The organism is Achromobacter sp. FW305-C-30-7, assembly GCF_058783105.1.
The window spans coordinates 60,885-78,168 of record NZ_JBYSYI010000012.1; the positions used below are offsets into that span (position 1 = coordinate 60,885).

Genomic DNA, 17,284 nt, shown 5'->3' on the forward strand with positions numbered 1-17,284 from the left:
TCAATCGTCCTTGCTCTTGCGCGGGGCGCGGGTGTCGTGCTTCATGATGCGTTCCTTTTCGCGCTGCCAGTCTTTTTCGCGCGCGGTGTCGCGCTTGTCGAACATCTTCTTGCCGCGGCCCAGCGCGAAGTCCAGCTTGATGCGCCCGTTCTTGTAATGCAGGTTGAGCGGCACCAGCGTGTAGCCGCGCTGCTCGACCTTGCCGATGAGCTTGCTGATTTCCTCGGCCTTGAGCAGCAGCTTGCGCGTGCGCATGGCATCGGGGTGGATATGGGTGGAGGCCGTGGGCAGGGGGCTGACGTGCATGCCCAGCAGGTACAGCTCGCCGTCGCGCACGATGACGTAGCTTTCCTTGAGCTGCACGCGGCCATCGCGGATCGCCTTGACTTCCCAGCCTTGCAGCACCAGGCCGGCCTCGTAGCGGTCTTCGATGAAATAGTCGTGCGTGGCCTTGCGATTGTCGATAATGCTCATAAAGCCCTTGTGCCTGGGTGCCGCAGCCTGCCGCGAGGCGTGTTCTGGCCCCAGGTCGTGTTGTGCCGGTAAAATCGTGCCATTCTAGCCATTTGCGATAGTCGATGCACAAAGTACAACGATCCGTCCTGGTGCCTTACAGCGCCGCCCAGATGTTCGATCTGGTCGCCGACGTGGAGAAGTACCCCGAGTTCATGCCCTGGTGCGGCGGCGCCGAGGTGCAGACCCGCGACGAGCACGGCATGCAGGCCTCCATCCTGATCAGCTTCGCGGGCATGAAGCAGCGCTTCACCACGCGCAACACCCATGTCTATCCCGACCGGATCGACCTGGAGCTGGTCGATGGCCCGTTCTCCAGCCTGGTGGGACACTGGGAGTTCCAGCCCCTGGCCGAAGACGCCTGCAAGGTCCTGTTCACCATGGAGTACGCGTTTTCCAACCGGGCGTTGGAAATGGTGGTGGGGCCGGTCTTCAACCGCATCGCCACCAGCTTCATCGATTCCTTCACCAAGCGCGCGCAGGCCAAGTATGGCGAATGAGCCGTCCGTGGCGCAGATCGGCGTCAGCGTCTGTTATGCCTTGCCGGGCCACGTCTGGCTGCGTGAATTGCGCCTACCCGATGGCGCCACCGTGGCCGATGCGCTGGCGGCCAGCGGCTTCGCCCAGGCCTTTCCGGTGGTGCAGCCCTGGACCCGGGGCGTGGGCATTTTCGGCCACGCCACCGAGCCGCAGGCCAGGCTGGCCGACGGCGACCGCGTGGAAATCTACCGCGGCCTGAGTTTCGATCCCAAGGAATCGCGCCGCCGCCGCGCCGAACACCGCCGCGCCAAGACGGCGAAGAACGGCAGGGTCCGCCCGGCCGGGCTGCTGTAGGGCAGCGCTCCGAGGGGCGGCGTGCCGCCCCGCACAATGTCGCAAATAGGACAAATTCTGCTGCCGCTTCCGGCGTAACATAAACATCGTCACGCATTTACGTTTACGTCAACGTCATGTCAAAATCGACGGGCTGGCGTTCACGAGACGGCAGCAACGCCAACAGACAATACTCAGTACAACAGGAGACAGGCTGTGGACTTGGAACTGACCGACGAGCAACGCGCTTTTGCGCAGGCGGCGCGCGACTACGCCGAGGGCGAACTGGCGCCCAACGCGGCGCGCTGGGACGCCGAGGGCATCTTCCCGCGTGAAGCCTTCGCGCGGGCGGGCGAGATGGGCTTTTGCGCCATCTACGCCAGCGAGGACATCGGCGGCCTGGGGCTGCCGCGCCTGGACGCCACCCTGGTGTTCGAGGAAATGGCGGCGGTGGACCCGTCGACCACGGCCTTCCTCACGATCCACAACATGGCTACCTGGATGGTCGGCAACTGGGGCCAGCCCGCGCTGCGCGAGGCTTGGGGACCCTTGCTGGCCAGCGGCCAGAAGCTGGCCTCCTACTGCCTGACCGAGCCGGGCGCGGGTTCGGACGCCGCGTCCCTGTCGACCCGGGCGCAGCGCCAGGGCGATGACTACATCCTCAACGGCGCCAAGGCCTTCATTTCTGGCGGCGGCGACACCGACCTGCTGGTGGTCATGGCGCGCACCGGCGGCGAGGGCGCGGGCGGCATCAGCGCGTTCGCCGTTCCGGCCGACAGCGAGGGCATAGGCTACGGGCGCAAGGAAGAGAAGATGGGCTGGAACAGCCAGTCCACCCGTCCCATCACCTTTGAAAACGTGCGCGTGCCGGCGGCCAACATGCTGGGCCAGGAAGGCGAGGGCTTCAAGATCGCCATGAAGGGCCTGGACGGTGGCCGCATCAATATCGCCACCTGCTCGGTGGGCGCGGCGCAGGGCGCGCTGGACGCCGCCCGGCGCTACATGGACGAGCGGCGCCAGTTCAACCGCCGCCTGGCCGAGTTCCAGGCCCTGCAGTTCAAGCTGGCCGACATGGCGACGCACCTGGTGGCGGCGCGCCAGATGGTGCGCCTGGCGGCCTGCAAGCTGGACGCCGGGGCGCCCGACGCGGCGACCTACTGCGCCATGGCCAAGCGCTTCGCCACCGACATGGGTTTCCAGATCTGCCTGGATGCGCAACAAATCCACGGTGGCTACGGATACCTGCGGGACTATCCCTTGGAGCGTCTGGTGCGCGATACTCGCGTTCATCAGATTCTGGAAGGGACCAACGAGATCATGCGCGTGATCATCGCCCGCCAATTGTTGGAAAAAGGAGCCGACATAAGATGAATGCACCGGTGCTGTTCGAAGAAAAAACCGCTGCCAATGGAGTACGGTTCGGGATCGCGACGCTGAATTCGCCGCAGACCCTGAACGGCCTGTCGCTGGAAATGGTGGACCTACTGGCCGAGCGGCTGGATGCCTGGGCACGCGATCCCGGCGTGGCCCTGGTGGTGCTGCAGGGCGCGGGCGAAAAGGCCTTCTGCGCGGGCGGCGACCTGCACGGCCTGTACCGCAGCATGACTGAAAACGCCGGCAAGCCGGGCTGGAACAACGCCTACGCGCGCCGCTTCTTCGAGCACGAGTACCGCCTGGACTACCGCATCCACACCTATCCCAAGCCGGTGCTGTGCTGGGGCCATGGCATCGTCATGGGCGGGGGCATCGGCCTGATGATGGGCGCCAGCCACCGCGTGGTCAGCGAAGCCTCCCGGCTGGCGATGCCGGAGGTCACCATCGGCCTGTTCCCGGACGTGGGCGGCAGCTGGCTGCTGAACCGCATGTCGGGCCGCCTCGGCCTGTTCCTGGCGCTGACCGGCGCGCAGTTGGGCACGTCGGACGCGATTTTCGCCGGTCTGGCGGACTTCCGCCTGGACCACGCGGATTGGCCCAAGCTGCTGGCCTCGCTCGAGGAGCAGCCCTGGGCTGGCCAGGGGGCGGACGCGGCGGAGGACGCCATTCCCCCGCGCGCGATCAACGACGGCCTGCTGCGCCGCGCCCTGACGGCGCTGGAACCCAAGACGCCGCTGGCGCCGGGCAGCCTGCGTCATCACTCGTTCCTGATCAACAGTCTGTGCAACGGCAACCGCCTGGACGACATCTACGAAGAACTGGCCGCGCTGAAGGACCACGAGGATCCGTGGCTGGCGCGCGCGGCGCAGACCATGCTGGCCGGCTCGCCCGGATCGGTGCGCCTGTCGTTCGCGCTGCAGCAGCGGCTGCGCCTGCGTTCGCTGGACGACGTGTTCCGTGCCGAATACATCGCGGCGCTGGCCTGCACCGGCCATGGCGACTTCGCCGAAGGCATCCGCGCCTTGCTGATCGACAAGGACAAGAAGCCGCGCTGGAATCCCGCCGTGATCGACATGGCGACCGACGCCTGGGTGCAGAAATTCTTTGACGAGCCCTGGCCCGAGGGCGAACCCCATCCGCTGGCGGACCTGGGACAGGAAGGGCGCTAGGGCCCGCGGCGGCGGATCCGCCGCCGCCCGCCGGCACGGCAACGCAGTACACGATGGTTTCACACCTATAGCAATAGCAACAGGAGACAAGACATCATGAGCAGCATCGCGTTTATCGGTTTGGGCAATATGGGCGCGCCCATGGCATTGAATCTGGTCAAGGCCGGCCATAGTGTGACGGTCTTCGACCTGATGCCGGCGGCCGTGAAGATCCTGACGGACGCCGGCGCCAAGGCCGCCGCGTCCGCTTCGGAAGCGGTCAAGGGCGCCGAGGTGGTGGTCTCGATGCTGCCGGCCAGCAAGCACGTCGAAGGGCTGTACCTGGGCGAGGACCTGCTGGGCAAGATCCCTTCGAGCGCGCTGGTCATCGAGTGCAGCACCATCGCGCCGGACTCGGCGCGCAAGGTCGCGCAGGCAGCCGAGGTACGCGGCATCGCCATGATCGACGCCCCGGTTTCCGGCGGCACCGGTGGCGCGGCCGCGGGCACGCTGACCTTCATCGTCGGCGGCCAGGCCGCGGCGCTGGAGCGCGCCCGTCCCGTCCTCGAAAAGATGGGCAAGAACATTTTCCACGCCGGTCCGGCCGGCGCCGGCCAGGTGGCCAAGATCTGCAACAACATGCTGTTGGGCATCCTGATGGCAGGCACCTCCGAAGCGCTGGCGCTGGGCGTGGCCAACGGCCTGGATCCCAAGGTGCTGTCGGACATCATCGCCAAGAGCTCCGGCCGCAACTGGGCCACGGAACTCTACAACCCCTGGCCCGGCGTGATGGAGCATGCGCCGGCCTCCAAGGGCTATGCGGGCGGTTTTGGCGTGGACCTGATGCTGAAGGACCTGGGCCTGGCGGCCGAGGCCGCCTTGTCGGCGCGGGCCTCGATCCCGCTGGGCGAACTGGCGCGCAATCTGTATTCGCTGCACAGTTCCGGCGGTTCGGGCAAGCTGGACTTCTCCAGCATCGTCAACCTGGTCAAGCGCGAGCAGGACTGACATGGCGCCATCGCAAGCGCAGCTGGACCCGGCCGCGCGGGTCCAGGAGAGCTTCGCCCGGCAGAGCATCATGACCTTGCTGGGCGCGGCGCTGGACGTGGTCGAGCCGGGCAGGGTGGACATCGTGCTGCCTTACCGCGCCGACCTGTGCCAGCAGAACGGCTTTCTGCATGCGGGCATTTCCACGACCATCGCCGACAGCGCCGGCGGCTATGCCGCCTATACGCTGTTCGCGCCGGGCGAGGACGTGCTGACCTCGGAGTTCAAGATGAACTTCCTGGCGCCCGCCAAGGGTAGCCGCTACGTCGCCAGCGGCCGCGTGGTCAAGCCTGGCAAGCGCCTGTCGGTCTGCCAGGTCGAGGTGCATGCCTACGACGGCGAGCAGGCCACGCTTTGCGTGATAGGCTTGCTCACCGCGGTGCGCGTGACGCCGCGTTGAATTCCGCGCGCTGCGGGTCCTGCCTGGTCGGCGGATCCGCGGCGCGTTCATCGCGCGGTGCATGGGTTTCTGGCAATGCCTCCAAAAGAACATCATCGGATTTTCCGCAGCAACTGGCTGCGCGCGGCCGTGCTGGGCGCAAACGACGGCATCGTGTCCACCGCCAGCCTGATTACCGGCGTGGCGGCGGCCCAGGCCACGCATGACGCCATCCTGACTTCGGGCGTGGCCGGGCTGGTGGCCGGGGCGCTGTCGATGGCGGCGGGCGAGTACGTGTCGGTGCGGTCGCAGGCCGATACCGAGGCCGCGGACCTGCGCCTGGAGCAGCGCTCACTCAAGCGCAATTCCAGCGAAGAACTGGCCGAACTCATCGACATCTACGTGGCGCGCGGCCTGACCCGCGAGCTGGCCGAACAGGTGGCGCGGCAATTGACCAGCCACGATGCGCTGGATGCGCATGCCCGAGACGAGCTGGGCATATCAATGCATAACCGCGCCCGTCCGGTGCAGGCCGCCGTGGCGTCGGCGGCATCGTTCGCCGGCGGCGCGGCGCTGCCGCTGGCCGTGGCGGCGACGGCGCCCATGCCGCAATTGATCGTCTGGGTCATTGGCGCGTCGGTCGCCTGTCTGGCCGGCCTGGGCGCCCTGGCGGCGGGCGCGGGCGGCGCGCCCAAGGGACCGGCCGCGTTGCGGGTGACGATCCTGGGCGGTCTGGCGATGGCGGCGACGGCGGGCGTGGGCGCGCTGTTCGGCGTGGCGGTCTAGTACCAGCCAGCGCGAGCGCGCGCCGGCAGGGGCGCGCCGCGACGGCTTGGGAACCGCGCCAGCGCGGCCTCGCGGACCGTGGGCTTACGGCGTGATGGAATAGGGCAGCGGAACCGCCCCAATGCGCGGACCGTCCGCGGCGCCCAGGCGCAGGTCGCCTTCGGGCAGCGCCGCCAGCGTGGTTTCGAACAGCACCGATACAAGGCCGTGTTCGCCGGCCGCGTCCACGACGCGTCCGATGGGCTCGCCGGGCTGCGTGGCGTCATAGACGTCCACGCCGGCCAGCGCCTGATCCTGGACGGCAGTATCCGCGATGGTGCCGTAAGCCATGCGCCGCTTGACCGTGCCGCGATAGTGGCTGCGCGCCACCACTTCCTGGCCCGGATAACAGCCCTTGGTGAAGCTGACGCCCTGGATCAGGTCCAGGTTGACCGTTTGCGGGATGAATATGTCCTGCGTGGCCGCTGTGATCCACGGGATGCCCGCGGCCAGGTCGGCGGTATGCCATTGCGCGGCTGGCGCCAGGCCGAGCGCGCCGGCCAGTGCGGCCGACTGGGCCAATTGTTCGTCGGAGGCGATCCACCACCAGCGCAGGCGCGCATCGGCGGACGGCGCGGCGATCCAGGTGCCGGACGGCAGATCGACGCGTTGCCAGGGCGCACGCGGCAGCGCGCCGGCCGCGGCTTCCAGCGCGGCGGCTTCGGCGGCCGAGGCCGTCACGCCCGCCACATGCAGCGGCGTGGCGGCGAGCTTGGCCTTGGCGCGCAGCACGAACATCGACAGACGCTTGAGCAGCGCCTGGGACAAGTCCTGGCGCACCAGGCCGTAGAGTTGGGGCGCATCGTCCGCGCCGCCGGGGGCGCCGCGCCACATCACCAGGGTGGCCAGCAGGCGGCCCTTGGCGGTGCAGTAGCCGGCCAGGCGGGCGGCGTCCTGGGGCAGCCCGGTGACGTCCTGCGTGAGCTGGCCGTGCAGGAAAGTGAGCGCGTCCGCGCCGGTAGCCGCGAAGATCAGGAAATCGTCCAGCGGCGCGACTTGCGCGCAACCTTCCGCGCGGGCGGGAATCGAAGAATGGAAAGCGTGCATGGAGGCGGTGTTATCGCGTCATCAAAGTGCTGATGATAGCCGTGTTCCCCTCCGGGCTGGGCCATGTCCCCGCCGCGCGCAGGGGCGCGCACGACGTTCTGCCCCTCTTTAGCCGCGACAGGTCCGCGCGATCAATTAAACTTCCGACACTTATGAAGAAGCGACTCTTTTTTTTCGTCCTGTGGTTCTCCCTGTTGATCGCGCTGGCTGCCGCCGCAGCCGTGGGCGGCGCCTGGTATTGGGCGCACAAGCCCATGCAGCTGAAAGCCGACAGGATAGATTTCGTGGTGGATCCGGGCAGCAGCCCGCGCACGGTCGCGCGGGCGCTGAACGAGGCCGGCGTGCCGGTCTGGGAACCCGGTTTCATCTGGATGGCGCGCCTGTCCGAACGCGACAAGCAGATGAAGGCCGGCGGCTACCAGGCCATCAATGGCGACTCGCCCTGGCAGCTGCTGGAACGCCTGGCGCGCGGCGACATGACGCAGCGGCAGATCACCTTCCTGGAGGGCTGGACCTACCGCCAGATCCGCCAGGCGCTGCGCGCGAATCCCGACGTCAAGCAGACGCTGGGCGAGACCACCGATGAAGAATTGATGGAACGCCTGGGTTCCGACATCAAGCAGCCGGAAGGGCTGTTCTTCCCGGATACCTACATTTTCACGCCGGGCAGCACCGATTACGACCTGTTGCGCCGCGCCTACCAGGAAGGCCAGCGCATCCTGCAGGACACCTGGGCCAAGCGCCAGCCGGACCTGCCGGTGACCACGCCCTACGAGGCCCTGGTGCTGGCTTCCATCGTGGAAAAGGAAACCGGCCACGGCCCGGACCGCCGCCGCGTGGCCGGCGTGTTCACCAACCGCCTCAAGATCGGCATGCTGCTACAGACCGATCCGACGGTGATCTACGGCATGGGCGACGGCTACCAGGGCCGCATCCGCAAGCGCGACCTGCAGACCGACACGCCCTGGAACACCTACACGCGGCCGGGCCTGCCGCCCACGCCGATCGCGGCGCCGGGCCGCGCGGCGCTGCTGGCGGCGGTGCAGCCCGAGACGCACAAGTTTCTCTTTTTCGTTTCCCGCGGCAACGGCACCAGCGAGTTCTCGGTCAATCTGAACGAGCACAACCGCAACGTTTCCCGCTATATCCTGGGCCAGGGCCAGAACGCCGCGCCCAGCCCGGCATCGGGCCGCGGCGCAGCCAATGGCAATCCGGCCAACGGCACGCCCGCAGCCGCGCCGAGCGCAAGCCCGGCGCCGACGCCGGAAGCCGCGCCCGAGCCGGACCAGGCACAAGCACAAGGACAAGACCAATGACCACGCGCGGACGCTTTATCACGCTGGAAGGCGTGGACGGCGCGGGCAAAAGCACGCATACCGTCTGGATCGCCGATTTCCTGCGCGCGCAGGGGCTGGACGTGGTATCCACCCGCGAACCCGGCGGCACGCCCCTGGGCGAGAAGTTGCGCGGCTTGCTGCTGACCGACCCCATGGGGCTGGACACCGAGACGCTGTTGATGTTCGCCGCCCGTTGCGAACACCTGCATCAAGTCATCGAACCGGCGCTGGCGCGCGGCGCGTGGGTGGTCTGCGACCGTTACACCGACGCCACCTACGCCTACCAGGGCGGCGGCCGCGGCCTGGGCGCCTCGCGCGTGGCCGCGCTGGAAGACTGGATGCAGGCCGGCCAGCCCGACCGCACCTGGCTGTTCGACGTGCCGCTGGAAGTCGCGCGCGCCCGGCTGGCCGACGCGCGCGAACCCGACCGCTTCGAGCGCGAGGGGGCGGCTTTCTTCGAACGCACCCGCGAGGCCTACCATGCGCGCGCCGCGACTGATCAGAAGCGCATCCGCATCGTCGATTCGACCCAATCCATCGCCCAGATCCGCGTGGAACTCGAGGCGGGGCTGCTGGAACTTCTAGGGCAGCAGGCATGAACGCGACCCGCGCCGCCAAAGAGGAGGACGCCACGGCGTCCAACGCGCCGCAATTCCTGCCCTGGCAGGCGGAGACGGCGCTCACCTGGCTGGGTAACCGCGACCGCTTCGCCCACGCCTGGCTGATTCACGGACTGGCCGGCATCGGCAAGCTGGACTTCGCGGTCGCCGCGGCAGCCAGCCTGCTGTGCGAGACCCCGGACAACGGCCTGGCCTGCGGCCATTGCGCCGCCTGTGCCTGGTTCGCCAGCGGCAACCATCCCGACCTGCGCCGCATCCGGCCCGAAGCCGTGGCCGTGGAGGAGGGGGCGGACGCCGCCGAACCGTCGGAAGACGCCGAGCCGGCCACGGGCACGGCCAAGCGCGCGCCGTCCAAGGAAATCCGCATAGACCAGATCCGCTCGCTGGAATCCTGGTTCAACACCGCCACGCACCGCGGCGGCTGGCGCGTGGCGTTGCTGTATCCGGCCCATGCGCTGAACGTGGTCTCGTCCAACGCCTTGCTCAAGGTGCTGGAAGAACCGCCGCCACACACGGTCTTCTTGTTGGTCGCGGACGCGCCGGACCGCCTGCTGCCCACCCTGGTGTCGCGTTGCCGCCGCCTGCCGCTGCCGGCGCCGGATTCCGACACCGCGCTGCAATGGCTGCGCGAACAGAGCGTGGAGCCGGCTCGCGAATGGCTGGCCGCCGCGGGCGGCGCGCCGCTGGCGGCGCTGCGGCTGGCGCAGTCGGGCGAAGCCGCTTGTCCGCCCTGGCTGACCCAACTGGTCGGACCGCTGTCCCAGGGGCAGTCGCCCGACGTGGGCACCTTGGCCGAGGCTCTGGAAAAGGTGGCGGCCACTGAGTGGATCGACGCCTTGCAGCGCCTGTACACCGACCTGATGCTGGCCAGCGCGGGCGCGCCCGCGCGCTATTTCCCGGCCCTGGGCGGCGCGGTCGCGAAGGTCGCCGCGCGCATGAACCCGGCCAAGGTGGCCGAAGCCGCGCGCTGGCTGACGCGCCAGCGCGCGCTGGCCACCCATCCCCTGAACGCCAAGCTCTTCGCCCACGCGACCTTGCAGCGCGTGGTGCTATCCTGCCTGGCGTAAGCCCTTGATCCGGCGGCGCTTCATCCGGCAACGGGTGCAGCGCCGCGGCACTTGTATCCAGACTCATCATGTACGTCGATTCCCACTGCCATTTGAACTTTCCGGAACTGGCCGCCGATCTGCCGGCCATTCTTGACCGGATGGCCGCCAACCAGGTCACCCACGCGCTGGTCGTCAGCGTCAACATGCCGGAATGGCCCGGCCTGATGTCCCTGGTCGAGCCGCAGGCCAATCTGTGGGCCTCGGTCGGCGTGCACCCCGATTACGAAGACACGCCCGACCCCACGCCCGAAGAGCTGGCGCGCCTGTCCGAGCATCCCAAGGTCGTGGCGATCGGCGAGACCGGGCTGGACTATTACCGCCTGTCCGAACCGCTGGACTGGCAGCGCGAGCGCTTTCGCCGCCACATCCGCGCCGCGCGCGACACGGGCCTGCCCCTGATCGTGCACACGCGCTCGTCCGCCGAGGACACCGTGCGCATGCTGCGCGAAGAGCGGGCGGCCGAGGTCGGCGGCGTGATGCATTGCTTTACCGAAAGCTGGGAAGTGGCACAGGCCGCGCTGGACCAGAACTTCTATATTTCGCTGTCCGGCATCGTGACCTTCAAGAATGCCCAGGTCGTGCATGAAGTGGCCGCCAAGGTACCGCTGGATCGTCTGTTGATCGAGACCGACTCGCCGTATCTGGCGCCGGTGCCGTATCGTGGCAAGCTGAACGACCCGTCCAAGGTGATCCACGTCGCGGAAAAGATTGCGGATCTCAGGGGCATACCGGTGGCCGATGTGGCCAAGGCATCTACGGATAATTTCTTCCGTCTTTTCAATAAGATAAAGAAATAATCTGATCTAATTTATTTAAAGTAATTTATAGGAAAACAATGGCCGCCCGCAACGCTTCCTTCCAGAACACCCTATTGTCGTGTTGCCGTGGAGCGCTGCTGGCGCTGGCCATCGGTGTGGCGGTTCCGGCCGCGGCGCAGGCGGCCAACCCCGGCGATTGGTGGGTCTATGTCGCCAACGACTATCCGGATGACATCAAGGAACTGCTGGCGCGCGGCGAAGATCCGAACGTGCGCTACAAGAACGGCCAACCGGCGCTGATGCGCGCGGTGGTCGACGGCGCCTGGAAGGTGTTCGACGTGATTGCCGCCGACAAGCGCACCGACGTCAACGCCGAGAACCCGGCAGGCGAGACGCCGTTGATGTACCTGGCCATTGCCGGCCAGACCGAGCGCGCCAAGAAGCTGATCGCCCGCGGCGCCCAGGTCAACCGCCTGGGCTGGACGCCGCTGCACTACGCGGCGTCGAAGGGGCAGCTGGAAATGGCGCGCCTGCTGCTGGCGCACCAGGCCATGGTCAACGCGCCCGCGCCCAATGGCGAAACGCCGCTGATGATGGCCGCGCTTTCCGGCCGCAAACCCATGGTGGACCTGCTGCTGAAGGCCGGGGCTGACGTCGGCTCGCGCGATACCAAGGGCCAGACCCCGGCCGATTGGGCCAGGACGGGCAAGTCCACGGCGGTGGCGGCCGAATTGGACAAGCTGATTGCGCAGCAGGAGGAGTCCCGCCGCAAGCTGCGCGCGTCGCGTCCAGCCGAGGAAGGCGTTGAGGCGGGAGCAGGGGCGGGCGCCGCAGCAACGGTGCCGGTGGCTCCGGACCAGGGCGCGCCAGCGGCACAGGCTCCGGTCGCCGAAAAGAAAGCCCCGGCCGCGTCGTCCGCGGTCCAGGGCGTTTCGGGCGTGAAGCTCAACAACTACGACGAGCCCGCCGCGCCCTGAGGCGCGGGCTTGCCCGAGGCCGGCCCGCAAGGGGCCGGCCCGATTCAGATCACGTAGTTCTTGTAGCGCTCGATGTAGTCGCGGGCGCTGCCGTTCAATTCGCGCACGCAGCGCTCGGCCTCGTCGGCGTCGCCGCGGACCATTGCGTCCAGCAGGGCGCGGTACTGCTTGATCCCCATCTCTGAACGGCCCGGCAACAGGGCCACGCGGCGCATCGACACGCGGGTGCGGTCGTAGATGCGCTCGATCATGTCGCTGAGTACCGGATTGCGCGCCAGTTCCTTGATATGGTTGCGGAACTGCTCGATCGTGGCCACGTGGGCCTCGATGTCGCCGCTCTTCAGGCTGTGCTCGAAGGGCTCTCCCAGCAGGGCCTGCATCGCTGCCCAATCGTCGGGCGTGGCATTGGCGATGGCCAGGCGCACGGCCAGGCCGTCCAGCGCCTCGCGCACCTGGTACAGCCGATAGGTCGTTTCCATGTCCACCAGGGCCACGACGGCGCCCTTGTTGGGCACCCGTTCCACCAGCGCGCGGTCTTCCAGCGTCGCCAGCACTTCGCGCGCCTTGGCGCGGGGGATGTCGTAGGCCTGCGCCAGGTCTTCCTCCGGCACGCGGGTGCCGGGCAGCAAGGCCTGCGACGCAATGCGTTCCCGCATATCCAGTATGACTTCGTGGGTGGAAGCCGCCTTGCGTGTTTCCTTGGCGGCGGCGTCAGCTGAGGCAGTCGCGCGTTTATTGGGCATGTAGGCACCTGGGTTGAATGGCGGGAAGCATAGCATTTTTTTGAACTCAAGATTGTGCACAATTTAGAGTGCGTAGTTGTAAATCAGCATTGACACAATAAAACGCACAAGAATATAGTGGCTGCACTTCGTCGCCGTACCTACGCATCCAAGGAGCCCAGGGCAATGAAAGACGCCGCGCAGTCCCCTCAACTTCCCGGTCCGCAGTGCCAGGCATACCTGGCCCGGCGCAACGCCGCCGTCGCCTTGGGCGTGGCCAATGGCCCCCCGGTATTCGCGGCCGCTGCCCGCGGCGCCACGCTGACCGACCTGGACGGACATGCCTACATTGACTTCGCCGGCGGCATCGGCACCCTGAACGTCGGCCATGCGCATCCCGAGGTGGTGGCCGCCGTCCAGGCGCAGGCCGCGCGTTATCTGCACACCTGCTTCAACATCGTCATGTATCCGGAATACATCGAGCTGGCCGAAGCGCTGGTCGATCTGGTGCCCGGATCCTGGCCCAAGAAGGCCATGCTGCAGACCACCGGCGCCGAGGCCGTGGAAAACGCCATCAAGGTGGCGCGCCGCGCCACCGGTAGGCAGGCGGTGGTGGCGTTCGAGAACGCCTTCCACGGCCGCACCTACATGGCGCTGTCGCTGACCGCCAAGGCGCCCGCGTACAAGACTGGCTTTGGCCCCTTCGCCTCCGAGGTCTACCGCGCGCCGTTTCCGGTGCGCTACCGCTCCGGGCTTACCGAAGCCGAATGTGCCGAGGCGGCCTTCAGTGAATTCCGCCGCCTGGTCGAAACCGAGATCAACGCGGAGCAGGTCGCCGCGGTGATCATCGAGCCGGTGCAGGGCGAGGGCGGCTTCCATGCCGCGCCGCCCGCCTTTCTGCAGGCGCTGCGCGCCTACTGCACCGAACACGGCATCGTGCTGATCGCCGACGAGATCCAGTCGGGCTTCTGCCGCACCGGGGAATGGTTCGCCACCCAGCATGCCGGCATCGAGGCCGACCTCTACACCCTGGCCAAGTCCATGGGCGGCGGCCTGCCGATAGCGGCGCTGGTGGGGCGCGCCGACCTGATGGACGCGCCCGCCGTGGGCGGCCTGGGCGGCACCTATGGCGGCAACCCGCTGGCCTGCGCCGCGGCGCTTGCCACCATCGCGGTGATGCGGCGCGAAGACTACGCGGCGCGCGCCCGCGGCCTTGGCGCCAGCGTGCGCGAACGCTTTACTGCCTGGGCCGGACAGTACGGCATCGTCGGCGACGTGCGCGGCCTCGGCGCGATGGTGGCCTTTGAAGTCGTGCGCGGCAACGGCGACGACAGTCCCGCCGGCGATCTGGCGGCCCACATCGTGCAGGCCGCCTACCAGGGCGGACTGGTGCTGGTGAAGGCGGGCTTTTACGGCAACGTGATCCGCTTCCTGGCGCCGCTCTCCATTACCGACGAGGAACTGGCCCGCGGCCTGGACATCCTTGGACGCGCGGTGGCGGACGCCCAGCGCATCGCCGACGCCCGCACGTCGCAAACGGCTTGAGGAGCGCACCATGCATACGCTGTTGAAACTGAAGAACGCGCGCAAGGTCGTCAGCCAGCTGGGGGCGGCGAAACCGGGCATGGAAGTGCTGGTGCTGTATGACCTGCACACCCACCACAACATCGAGCCCCTGGCGATCGCGGTGGACGAGGCGGGCGCCGGCCTGCACCTGCTGCAGATCGCGGGTTCCGCGCGCCACGGCCGGCAGTTGTCGCCGGTGGTGGCCCAGGCCATGCAGGGGGCCGACCTGGTCATCGCCCTGACGCGGGCCAACGCCGCGCATACCGATGCGCGCCAGCAGGCCACGCGCGCCGGGGTCGGCGTGATCGTACTGCCCGAATCCCATCTGCCCGATTTCTTCCTGGCCGAAGGCTGGGACTGCGACTTCGACGCGCTGCGTCCGCAGATCCAGGGCCTGGCCGACGCGCTGACCCGCGCCGACACGGCCCGCGTCACCAGCGAACTCGGCACCGACGTGACCATGAGCATCGCCGGCCGCCAGGGCCGCGCGCTGCACGGCTTTGCCAACACCACCGATATTTCGGCGGGTTATTGCCTGGAGTCCAGCCTGGCGCCGGTCGAAGGCACGGCCGAAGGCGTGATCGTGGTCAACGCCAGCATCCCTGGCGTCTCGCTGATCCGCGACGAGCCGGTGCGCATCCATATGGAGAAGGGCATGGCGGTGGCGATCGAGGGCGGGGCGGTGGCGCGGCAGTTCCGCGACCTGCTGGCCAGCTTCAACGACCCCCTGGTCTACAACCTGGGCGAACTGGGCGTGGGCATGAACCCGCGCTGCCAATTGGACGGCACCATGCTGTCCGATGAATCGGTCTACGGCTCGATCCAGCTGGCGCTGGGCACCAGCGCCTACATTGGCGGCACGGTCAAGGCTGCGGCGCACTACGACACCATCGTTACCGACGCGACGCTGGAACTGGACGGCAGGGTGGTGCTGCAAGGCACCGAACTGCGCCTGGAGGAAGCGGCATGAGCATAGACCTGAGCCGCGACGCCGACGGCGTGGCCACCGTGCTGATGAACCGCCCGGAAAAGCGCAACGCGTTCACGCTGGACATGTACCGGGAGTTCGGCCGGGTCATGCGCGAACTCGACGCCGACGACGCGGTGCGCTGCGTGGTGCTGCGCGGCGCCGGCGGCGCCTTCTGCGCCGGCAGCGACATCGGCGGCTTCGAGGAGGACCGCGATGGCGCGGCGCAGGCGGCCGAGTACGCGCTTTTCACCTTGTCCATGACCGACACGCTCAAGCATCTGCGCCATCCCACGGTGGCCTGCATCGAAGGCGTGTGCGTGGGCGGCGGGCTGGAACTGGCCGCCTTGTGCGACATCCGCATCGGCGGGCGCAACAGCCGCTACGGCATCCCGGTGAACCGCATCGGGCTGACCGTGGACCACCAGGAACTGGCCGACCTGATCCGCGTGGTCGGCGCCGCGCGGGTGCTGGAAATCCTGCTGGAAGGGAACATATTCGGCGCCGACGAAGCCATGTCCAAGGGCCTCTTGAGCCGCGTAGTGGACGACGAGCGCGTGGCCGAGCAGGCCTACGCCACCGCCCGCCGCATCGCCGCGGCCGCGCCCTTGGTCAACCGCTGGCACAAACGCTTCGTAGGCCAGCTGCGGGAAGGGCGCGCGTTAAGCGCGCAAGAGCGCAGCGAAGCCTATGAATGCTTCGGCACCGAGGACTACCGGCGCGGCCGCGCAGCCTTCGCCGCCAAGCGCATCCCCGAATTCATCGGCCGCTGAAGCGGCCACCGACCCGAGACGGACTGCATATGACGCAAGCTGCATCCCCCCTGGCAGGCATCAAGATCCTGGACCTTTCGCAGATCATGGCCGGGCCGTACTGCACCATGGTGCTGGCCGACCTGGGCGCCGAGGTCATCAAGGTCGAGAAGACAGGCACCGGCGACGACTCCCGCGAAATGGGCCCCTATGTGAACGGCGAGTCCACCTGTTTCGCCCAGATCAACCGCAACAAGCAGGGCGTGGCGCTGAACCTGAAGGATCCCGAGGCCCGCGAGGTGCTGTACGAGCTGGCGCGCTGGGCCGACGTGGTGGTGGAGAACTACCGCGTCGGCGTGACCAAGTCGCTGGGCGTGGACTACGAAACGCTGTCGCGCATCAATCCGCGCCTGGTGTATTGCTCGATCTCCGGCTATGGCCATACCGGCCCCTACGCGGGCAAGGGCGGCTTCGACCTGGTGGCTCAGGGCATGAGCGGCATCATGAGCATGACCGGCGAGCCCGGCGGGCGGCCCTTGAAGTCGGGCATCGCCATCTATGACGTGGGGGCGGGCCTGACGGCGGTCTATGCCATCCTGGCCGCCTGCATCCACCAGATGAAGACGGGCGAGGGCCAGCACATCGACATCGCGCTGGCCGAATGCGGATTGCCCTGGTTCGTCTGGGAAGCCGCCGCCTACTTCGCCGACGGCACGGTGCCGGAAGGCACCGGCAGCCGCCACCGCGTGTCGGCTCCGTACCAGGCCTTCGGCACGCGCCAGGGCTTCATCATGATAGGCGCCGCCAACCAGCGCACCTGGGAGCGCCTGTGCGCCGACGTGCTGGAGCGCCCCGAACTCATCACCGATCCGCGCTTCATCACCAACTCTGACCGGCTGGCCAATATCGCCGAACTGGAACCCTTGCTGGAAGCGGAATTCGCGCGCGCCGACGCGGCCGAATGGATAGCGCGCTGCGAGAAGGCCTCCGTGCCCTGCGGCCCGATCAACGACTTCGGCCAGGCCATGCAGGACCCGCATTACCTGGCGCGCGGCATGGTGCAGGAACTGGACCATCCCGCGCTGGGCAAGATGAAGACCATAGGCATCCCGACCAAGTTTTCCAGGACGCCTGGCGCCTTGCGCACGGCCGCGCCGCTGATGGGCCAGCACACGGACGAGGTGCTGCGCCGTTTCGGGGTGGCGGAGGACAGCATTGCAGGCATGCGCGCCCGAGGAGTCATCGCGTAACAGACCAACCGCAGCAGGCAGTATCGAAGTCGCATCCAAGCTACAAGGGGACGCCGGCGTCACGCACGCCGGCGGCTATT

Annotated in this window: 19 protein-coding genes; 16 read left to right on the forward strand and 3 right to left on the reverse strand. The window is 67.8% G+C overall.

Annotation, left to right across the window (positions count from 1 at the left end; all coding sequences use genetic code 11):
* Positions 1–474 carry an SsrA-binding protein SmpB gene (smpB, locus tag AC3WOB_RS28130; protein WP_013393463.1) on the reverse strand — a complete coding sequence of 158 codons (474 nt, stop codon included), beginning with the start codon at positions 472–474 and terminating at the stop codon, positions 1–3.
* A 104-nt stretch (positions 475–578) separates the two neighbouring features.
* Here smpB and AC3WOB_RS28135 point away from each other — a divergent pair, with 104 nt between their 5' ends.
* From AC3WOB_RS28135 to AC3WOB_RS28165, 7 genes are all read left to right on the forward strand, one after another.
* Positions 579–1,013: a type II toxin-antitoxin system RatA family toxin gene (locus AC3WOB_RS28135; RefSeq protein ID WP_006223413.1), complete on the forward strand. Its 435-nt coding sequence runs from the start codon at positions 579–581 to the stop codon at positions 1,011–1,013.
* Positions 1,003–1,347 (forward strand): RnfH family protein, encoded by a 345-nt coding sequence (locus AC3WOB_RS28140; RefSeq protein ID WP_013393464.1) that lies wholly within the window; start codon positions 1,003–1,005, stop codon positions 1,345–1,347. Before AC3WOB_RS28135 ends, AC3WOB_RS28140 begins: the two co-directional genes overlap by 11 nt.
* Before the next feature lie 195 nt (positions 1,348–1,542).
* On the forward strand, positions 1,543–2,697 hold the full coding sequence (locus AC3WOB_RS28145) for an acyl-CoA dehydrogenase family protein (protein WP_013393465.1): 1,155 nt from the start codon (positions 1,543–1,545) through the stop codon (positions 2,695–2,697).
* Positions 2,694–3,869: an enoyl-CoA hydratase/isomerase family protein gene (locus AC3WOB_RS28150; RefSeq protein WP_013393466.1), complete on the forward strand. Its 1,176-nt coding sequence runs from the start codon at positions 2,694–2,696 to the stop codon at positions 3,867–3,869. Before AC3WOB_RS28145 ends, AC3WOB_RS28150 begins: the two co-directional genes overlap by 4 nt.
* Positions 3,870–3,884: 15 nt before the next feature.
* Positions 3,885–4,856, forward strand: coding sequence for a 3-hydroxyisobutyrate dehydrogenase (gene mmsB, locus AC3WOB_RS28155; protein WP_158307676.1), 972 nt, complete (start codon positions 3,885–3,887; stop codon positions 4,854–4,856).
* 1 nt (position 4,857) lies between these two features.
* Positions 4,858–5,295 carry a PaaI family thioesterase gene (locus AC3WOB_RS28160; protein WP_013393468.1) on the forward strand — a complete coding sequence of 146 codons (438 nt, stop codon included), beginning with the start codon at positions 4,858–4,860 and terminating at the stop codon, positions 5,293–5,295.
* A gap of 75 nt (positions 5,296–5,370) precedes the next feature.
* Positions 5,371–6,060, forward strand: coding sequence for a VIT1/CCC1 transporter family protein (locus AC3WOB_RS28165; RefSeq protein WP_013393469.1), 690 nt, complete (start codon positions 5,371–5,373; stop codon positions 6,058–6,060).
* Positions 6,061–6,144: 84 nt separating this feature from the next.
* Here the strand turns inward: AC3WOB_RS28165 and ygfZ are convergent, their stop codons facing one another.
* Positions 6,145–7,146 carry a CAF17-like 4Fe-4S cluster assembly/insertion protein YgfZ gene (ygfZ, locus tag AC3WOB_RS28170; protein ID WP_013393470.1) on the reverse strand — a complete coding sequence of 334 codons (1,002 nt, stop codon included), beginning with the start codon at positions 7,144–7,146 and terminating at the stop codon, positions 6,145–6,147.
* A 152-nt stretch (positions 7,147–7,298) separates the two neighbouring features.
* On the opposite strand from ygfZ, the gene mltG reads away from it, so the two are divergent.
* The 5 genes from mltG (at position 7,299) to AC3WOB_RS28195 (ending at position 11,947) form a co-directional block, all read left to right on the forward strand.
* The gene (gene mltG, locus AC3WOB_RS28175) at positions 7,299–8,462 is read left to right on the forward strand and encodes an endolytic transglycosylase MltG (protein WP_013393471.1); all 1,164 of its coding nucleotides are present in this window, start codon (positions 7,299–7,301) and stop codon (positions 8,460–8,462) included.
* A complete protein-coding gene (gene tmk / locus AC3WOB_RS28180) occupies positions 8,459–9,082 on the forward strand; it encodes a dTMP kinase (protein WP_013393472.1) in 624 nt (207 codons plus the stop codon). Before mltG ends, tmk begins: the two co-directional genes overlap by 4 nt.
* Positions 9,079–10,170, forward strand: coding sequence for a DNA polymerase III subunit delta' (gene holB / locus AC3WOB_RS28185; protein WP_013393473.1), 1,092 nt, complete (start codon positions 9,079–9,081; stop codon positions 10,168–10,170). Before tmk ends, holB begins: the two co-directional genes overlap by 4 nt.
* Positions 10,171–10,238: 68 nt before the next feature.
* A complete protein-coding gene (locus tag AC3WOB_RS28190) occupies positions 10,239–11,009 on the forward strand; it encodes a TatD family hydrolase (RefSeq protein WP_013393474.1) in 771 nt (256 codons plus the stop codon).
* Between the two features lie 38 nt (positions 11,010–11,047).
* Positions 11,048–11,947, forward strand: coding sequence for an ankyrin repeat domain-containing protein (locus AC3WOB_RS28195; RefSeq protein WP_013393475.1), 900 nt, complete (start codon positions 11,048–11,050; stop codon positions 11,945–11,947).
* 44 nt (positions 11,948–11,991) lie between these two features.
* Here AC3WOB_RS28195 and AC3WOB_RS28200 read toward each other — a convergent pair whose 3' ends face one another.
* Entirely contained in the window at positions 11,992–12,690 is a 699-nt protein-coding gene (locus tag AC3WOB_RS28200; RefSeq protein ID WP_013393476.1) for a GntR family transcriptional regulator, read from the reverse strand.
* Between the two features lie 165 nt (positions 12,691–12,855).
* Between AC3WOB_RS28200 and gabT the strand changes: the two genes are divergently transcribed.
* Genes gabT through AC3WOB_RS28220 form a run of 4 tightly spaced genes read left to right on the forward strand, consistent with a single transcriptional unit; the run spans position 12,856 to position 17,204 of the window.
* Entirely contained in the window at positions 12,856–14,214 is a 1,359-nt protein-coding gene (gene gabT, locus AC3WOB_RS28205; protein ID WP_013393477.1) for a 4-aminobutyrate--2-oxoglutarate transaminase, read from the forward strand.
* 10 nt (positions 14,215–14,224) lie between these two features.
* On the forward strand, positions 14,225–15,205 hold the full coding sequence (locus AC3WOB_RS28210) for an aminopeptidase (RefSeq protein WP_013393478.1): 981 nt from the start codon (positions 14,225–14,227) through the stop codon (positions 15,203–15,205).
* The gene (locus tag AC3WOB_RS28215) at positions 15,202–15,975 is read left to right on the forward strand and encodes an enoyl-CoA hydratase/isomerase family protein (RefSeq protein ID WP_013393479.1); all 774 of its coding nucleotides are present in this window, start codon (positions 15,202–15,204) and stop codon (positions 15,973–15,975) included. Before AC3WOB_RS28210 ends, AC3WOB_RS28215 begins: the two co-directional genes overlap by 4 nt.
* A 29-nt stretch (positions 15,976–16,004) precedes the next feature.
* A complete protein-coding gene (locus tag AC3WOB_RS28220) occupies positions 16,005–17,204 on the forward strand; it encodes a CaiB/BaiF CoA transferase family protein (protein ID WP_013393480.1) in 1,200 nt (399 codons plus the stop codon).
* Positions 17,205–17,284 lie beyond the last annotated feature (80 nt).

Coding starts and splice junctions, on each gene's coding strand:
- smpB (WP_013393463.1), bottom strand. CDS start 474: ATGAGCATTATCGACAATCGCAAGGCCACGCACGACTATTTCATCGAA.
- AC3WOB_RS28135 (WP_006223413.1), top strand. CDS start 579: ATGCACAAAGTACAACGATCCGTCCTGGTGCCTTACAGCGCCGCCCAG.
- AC3WOB_RS28140 (WP_013393464.1), top strand. CDS start 1,003: ATGGCGAATGAGCCGTCCGTGGCGCAGATCGGCGTCAGCGTCTGTTAT.
- AC3WOB_RS28150 (WP_013393466.1), top strand. CDS start 2,694: ATGAATGCACCGGTGCTGTTCGAAGAAAAAACCGCTGCCAATGGAGTA.
- AC3WOB_RS28160 (WP_013393468.1), top strand. CDS start 4,858: ATGGCGCCATCGCAAGCGCAGCTGGACCCGGCCGCGCGGGTCCAGGAG.
- AC3WOB_RS28165 (WP_013393469.1), top strand. CDS start 5,371: ATGCCTCCAAAAGAACATCATCGGATTTTCCGCAGCAACTGGCTGCGC.
- ygfZ (WP_013393470.1), bottom strand. CDS start 7,146: ATGCACGCTTTCCATTCTTCGATTCCCGCCCGCGCGGAAGGTTGCGCG.
- mltG (WP_013393471.1), top strand. CDS start 7,299: ATGAAGAAGCGACTCTTTTTTTTCGTCCTGTGGTTCTCCCTGTTGATC.
- tmk (WP_013393472.1), top strand. CDS start 8,459: ATGACCACGCGCGGACGCTTTATCACGCTGGAAGGCGTGGACGGCGCG.
- holB (WP_013393473.1), top strand. CDS start 9,079: ATGAACGCGACCCGCGCCGCCAAAGAGGAGGACGCCACGGCGTCCAAC.
- AC3WOB_RS28190 (WP_013393474.1), top strand. CDS start 10,239: ATGTACGTCGATTCCCACTGCCATTTGAACTTTCCGGAACTGGCCGCC.
- AC3WOB_RS28195 (WP_013393475.1), top strand. CDS start 11,048: ATGGCCGCCCGCAACGCTTCCTTCCAGAACACCCTATTGTCGTGTTGC.
- AC3WOB_RS28200 (WP_013393476.1), bottom strand. CDS start 12,690: ATGCCCAATAAACGCGCGACTGCCTCAGCTGACGCCGCCGCCAAGGAA.
- gabT (WP_013393477.1), top strand. CDS start 12,856: ATGAAAGACGCCGCGCAGTCCCCTCAACTTCCCGGTCCGCAGTGCCAG.
- AC3WOB_RS28210 (WP_013393478.1), top strand. CDS start 14,225: ATGCATACGCTGTTGAAACTGAAGAACGCGCGCAAGGTCGTCAGCCAG.
- AC3WOB_RS28215 (WP_013393479.1), top strand. CDS start 15,202: ATGAGCATAGACCTGAGCCGCGACGCCGACGGCGTGGCCACCGTGCTG.
- AC3WOB_RS28220 (WP_013393480.1), top strand. CDS start 16,005: ATGACGCAAGCTGCATCCCCCCTGGCAGGCATCAAGATCCTGGACCTT.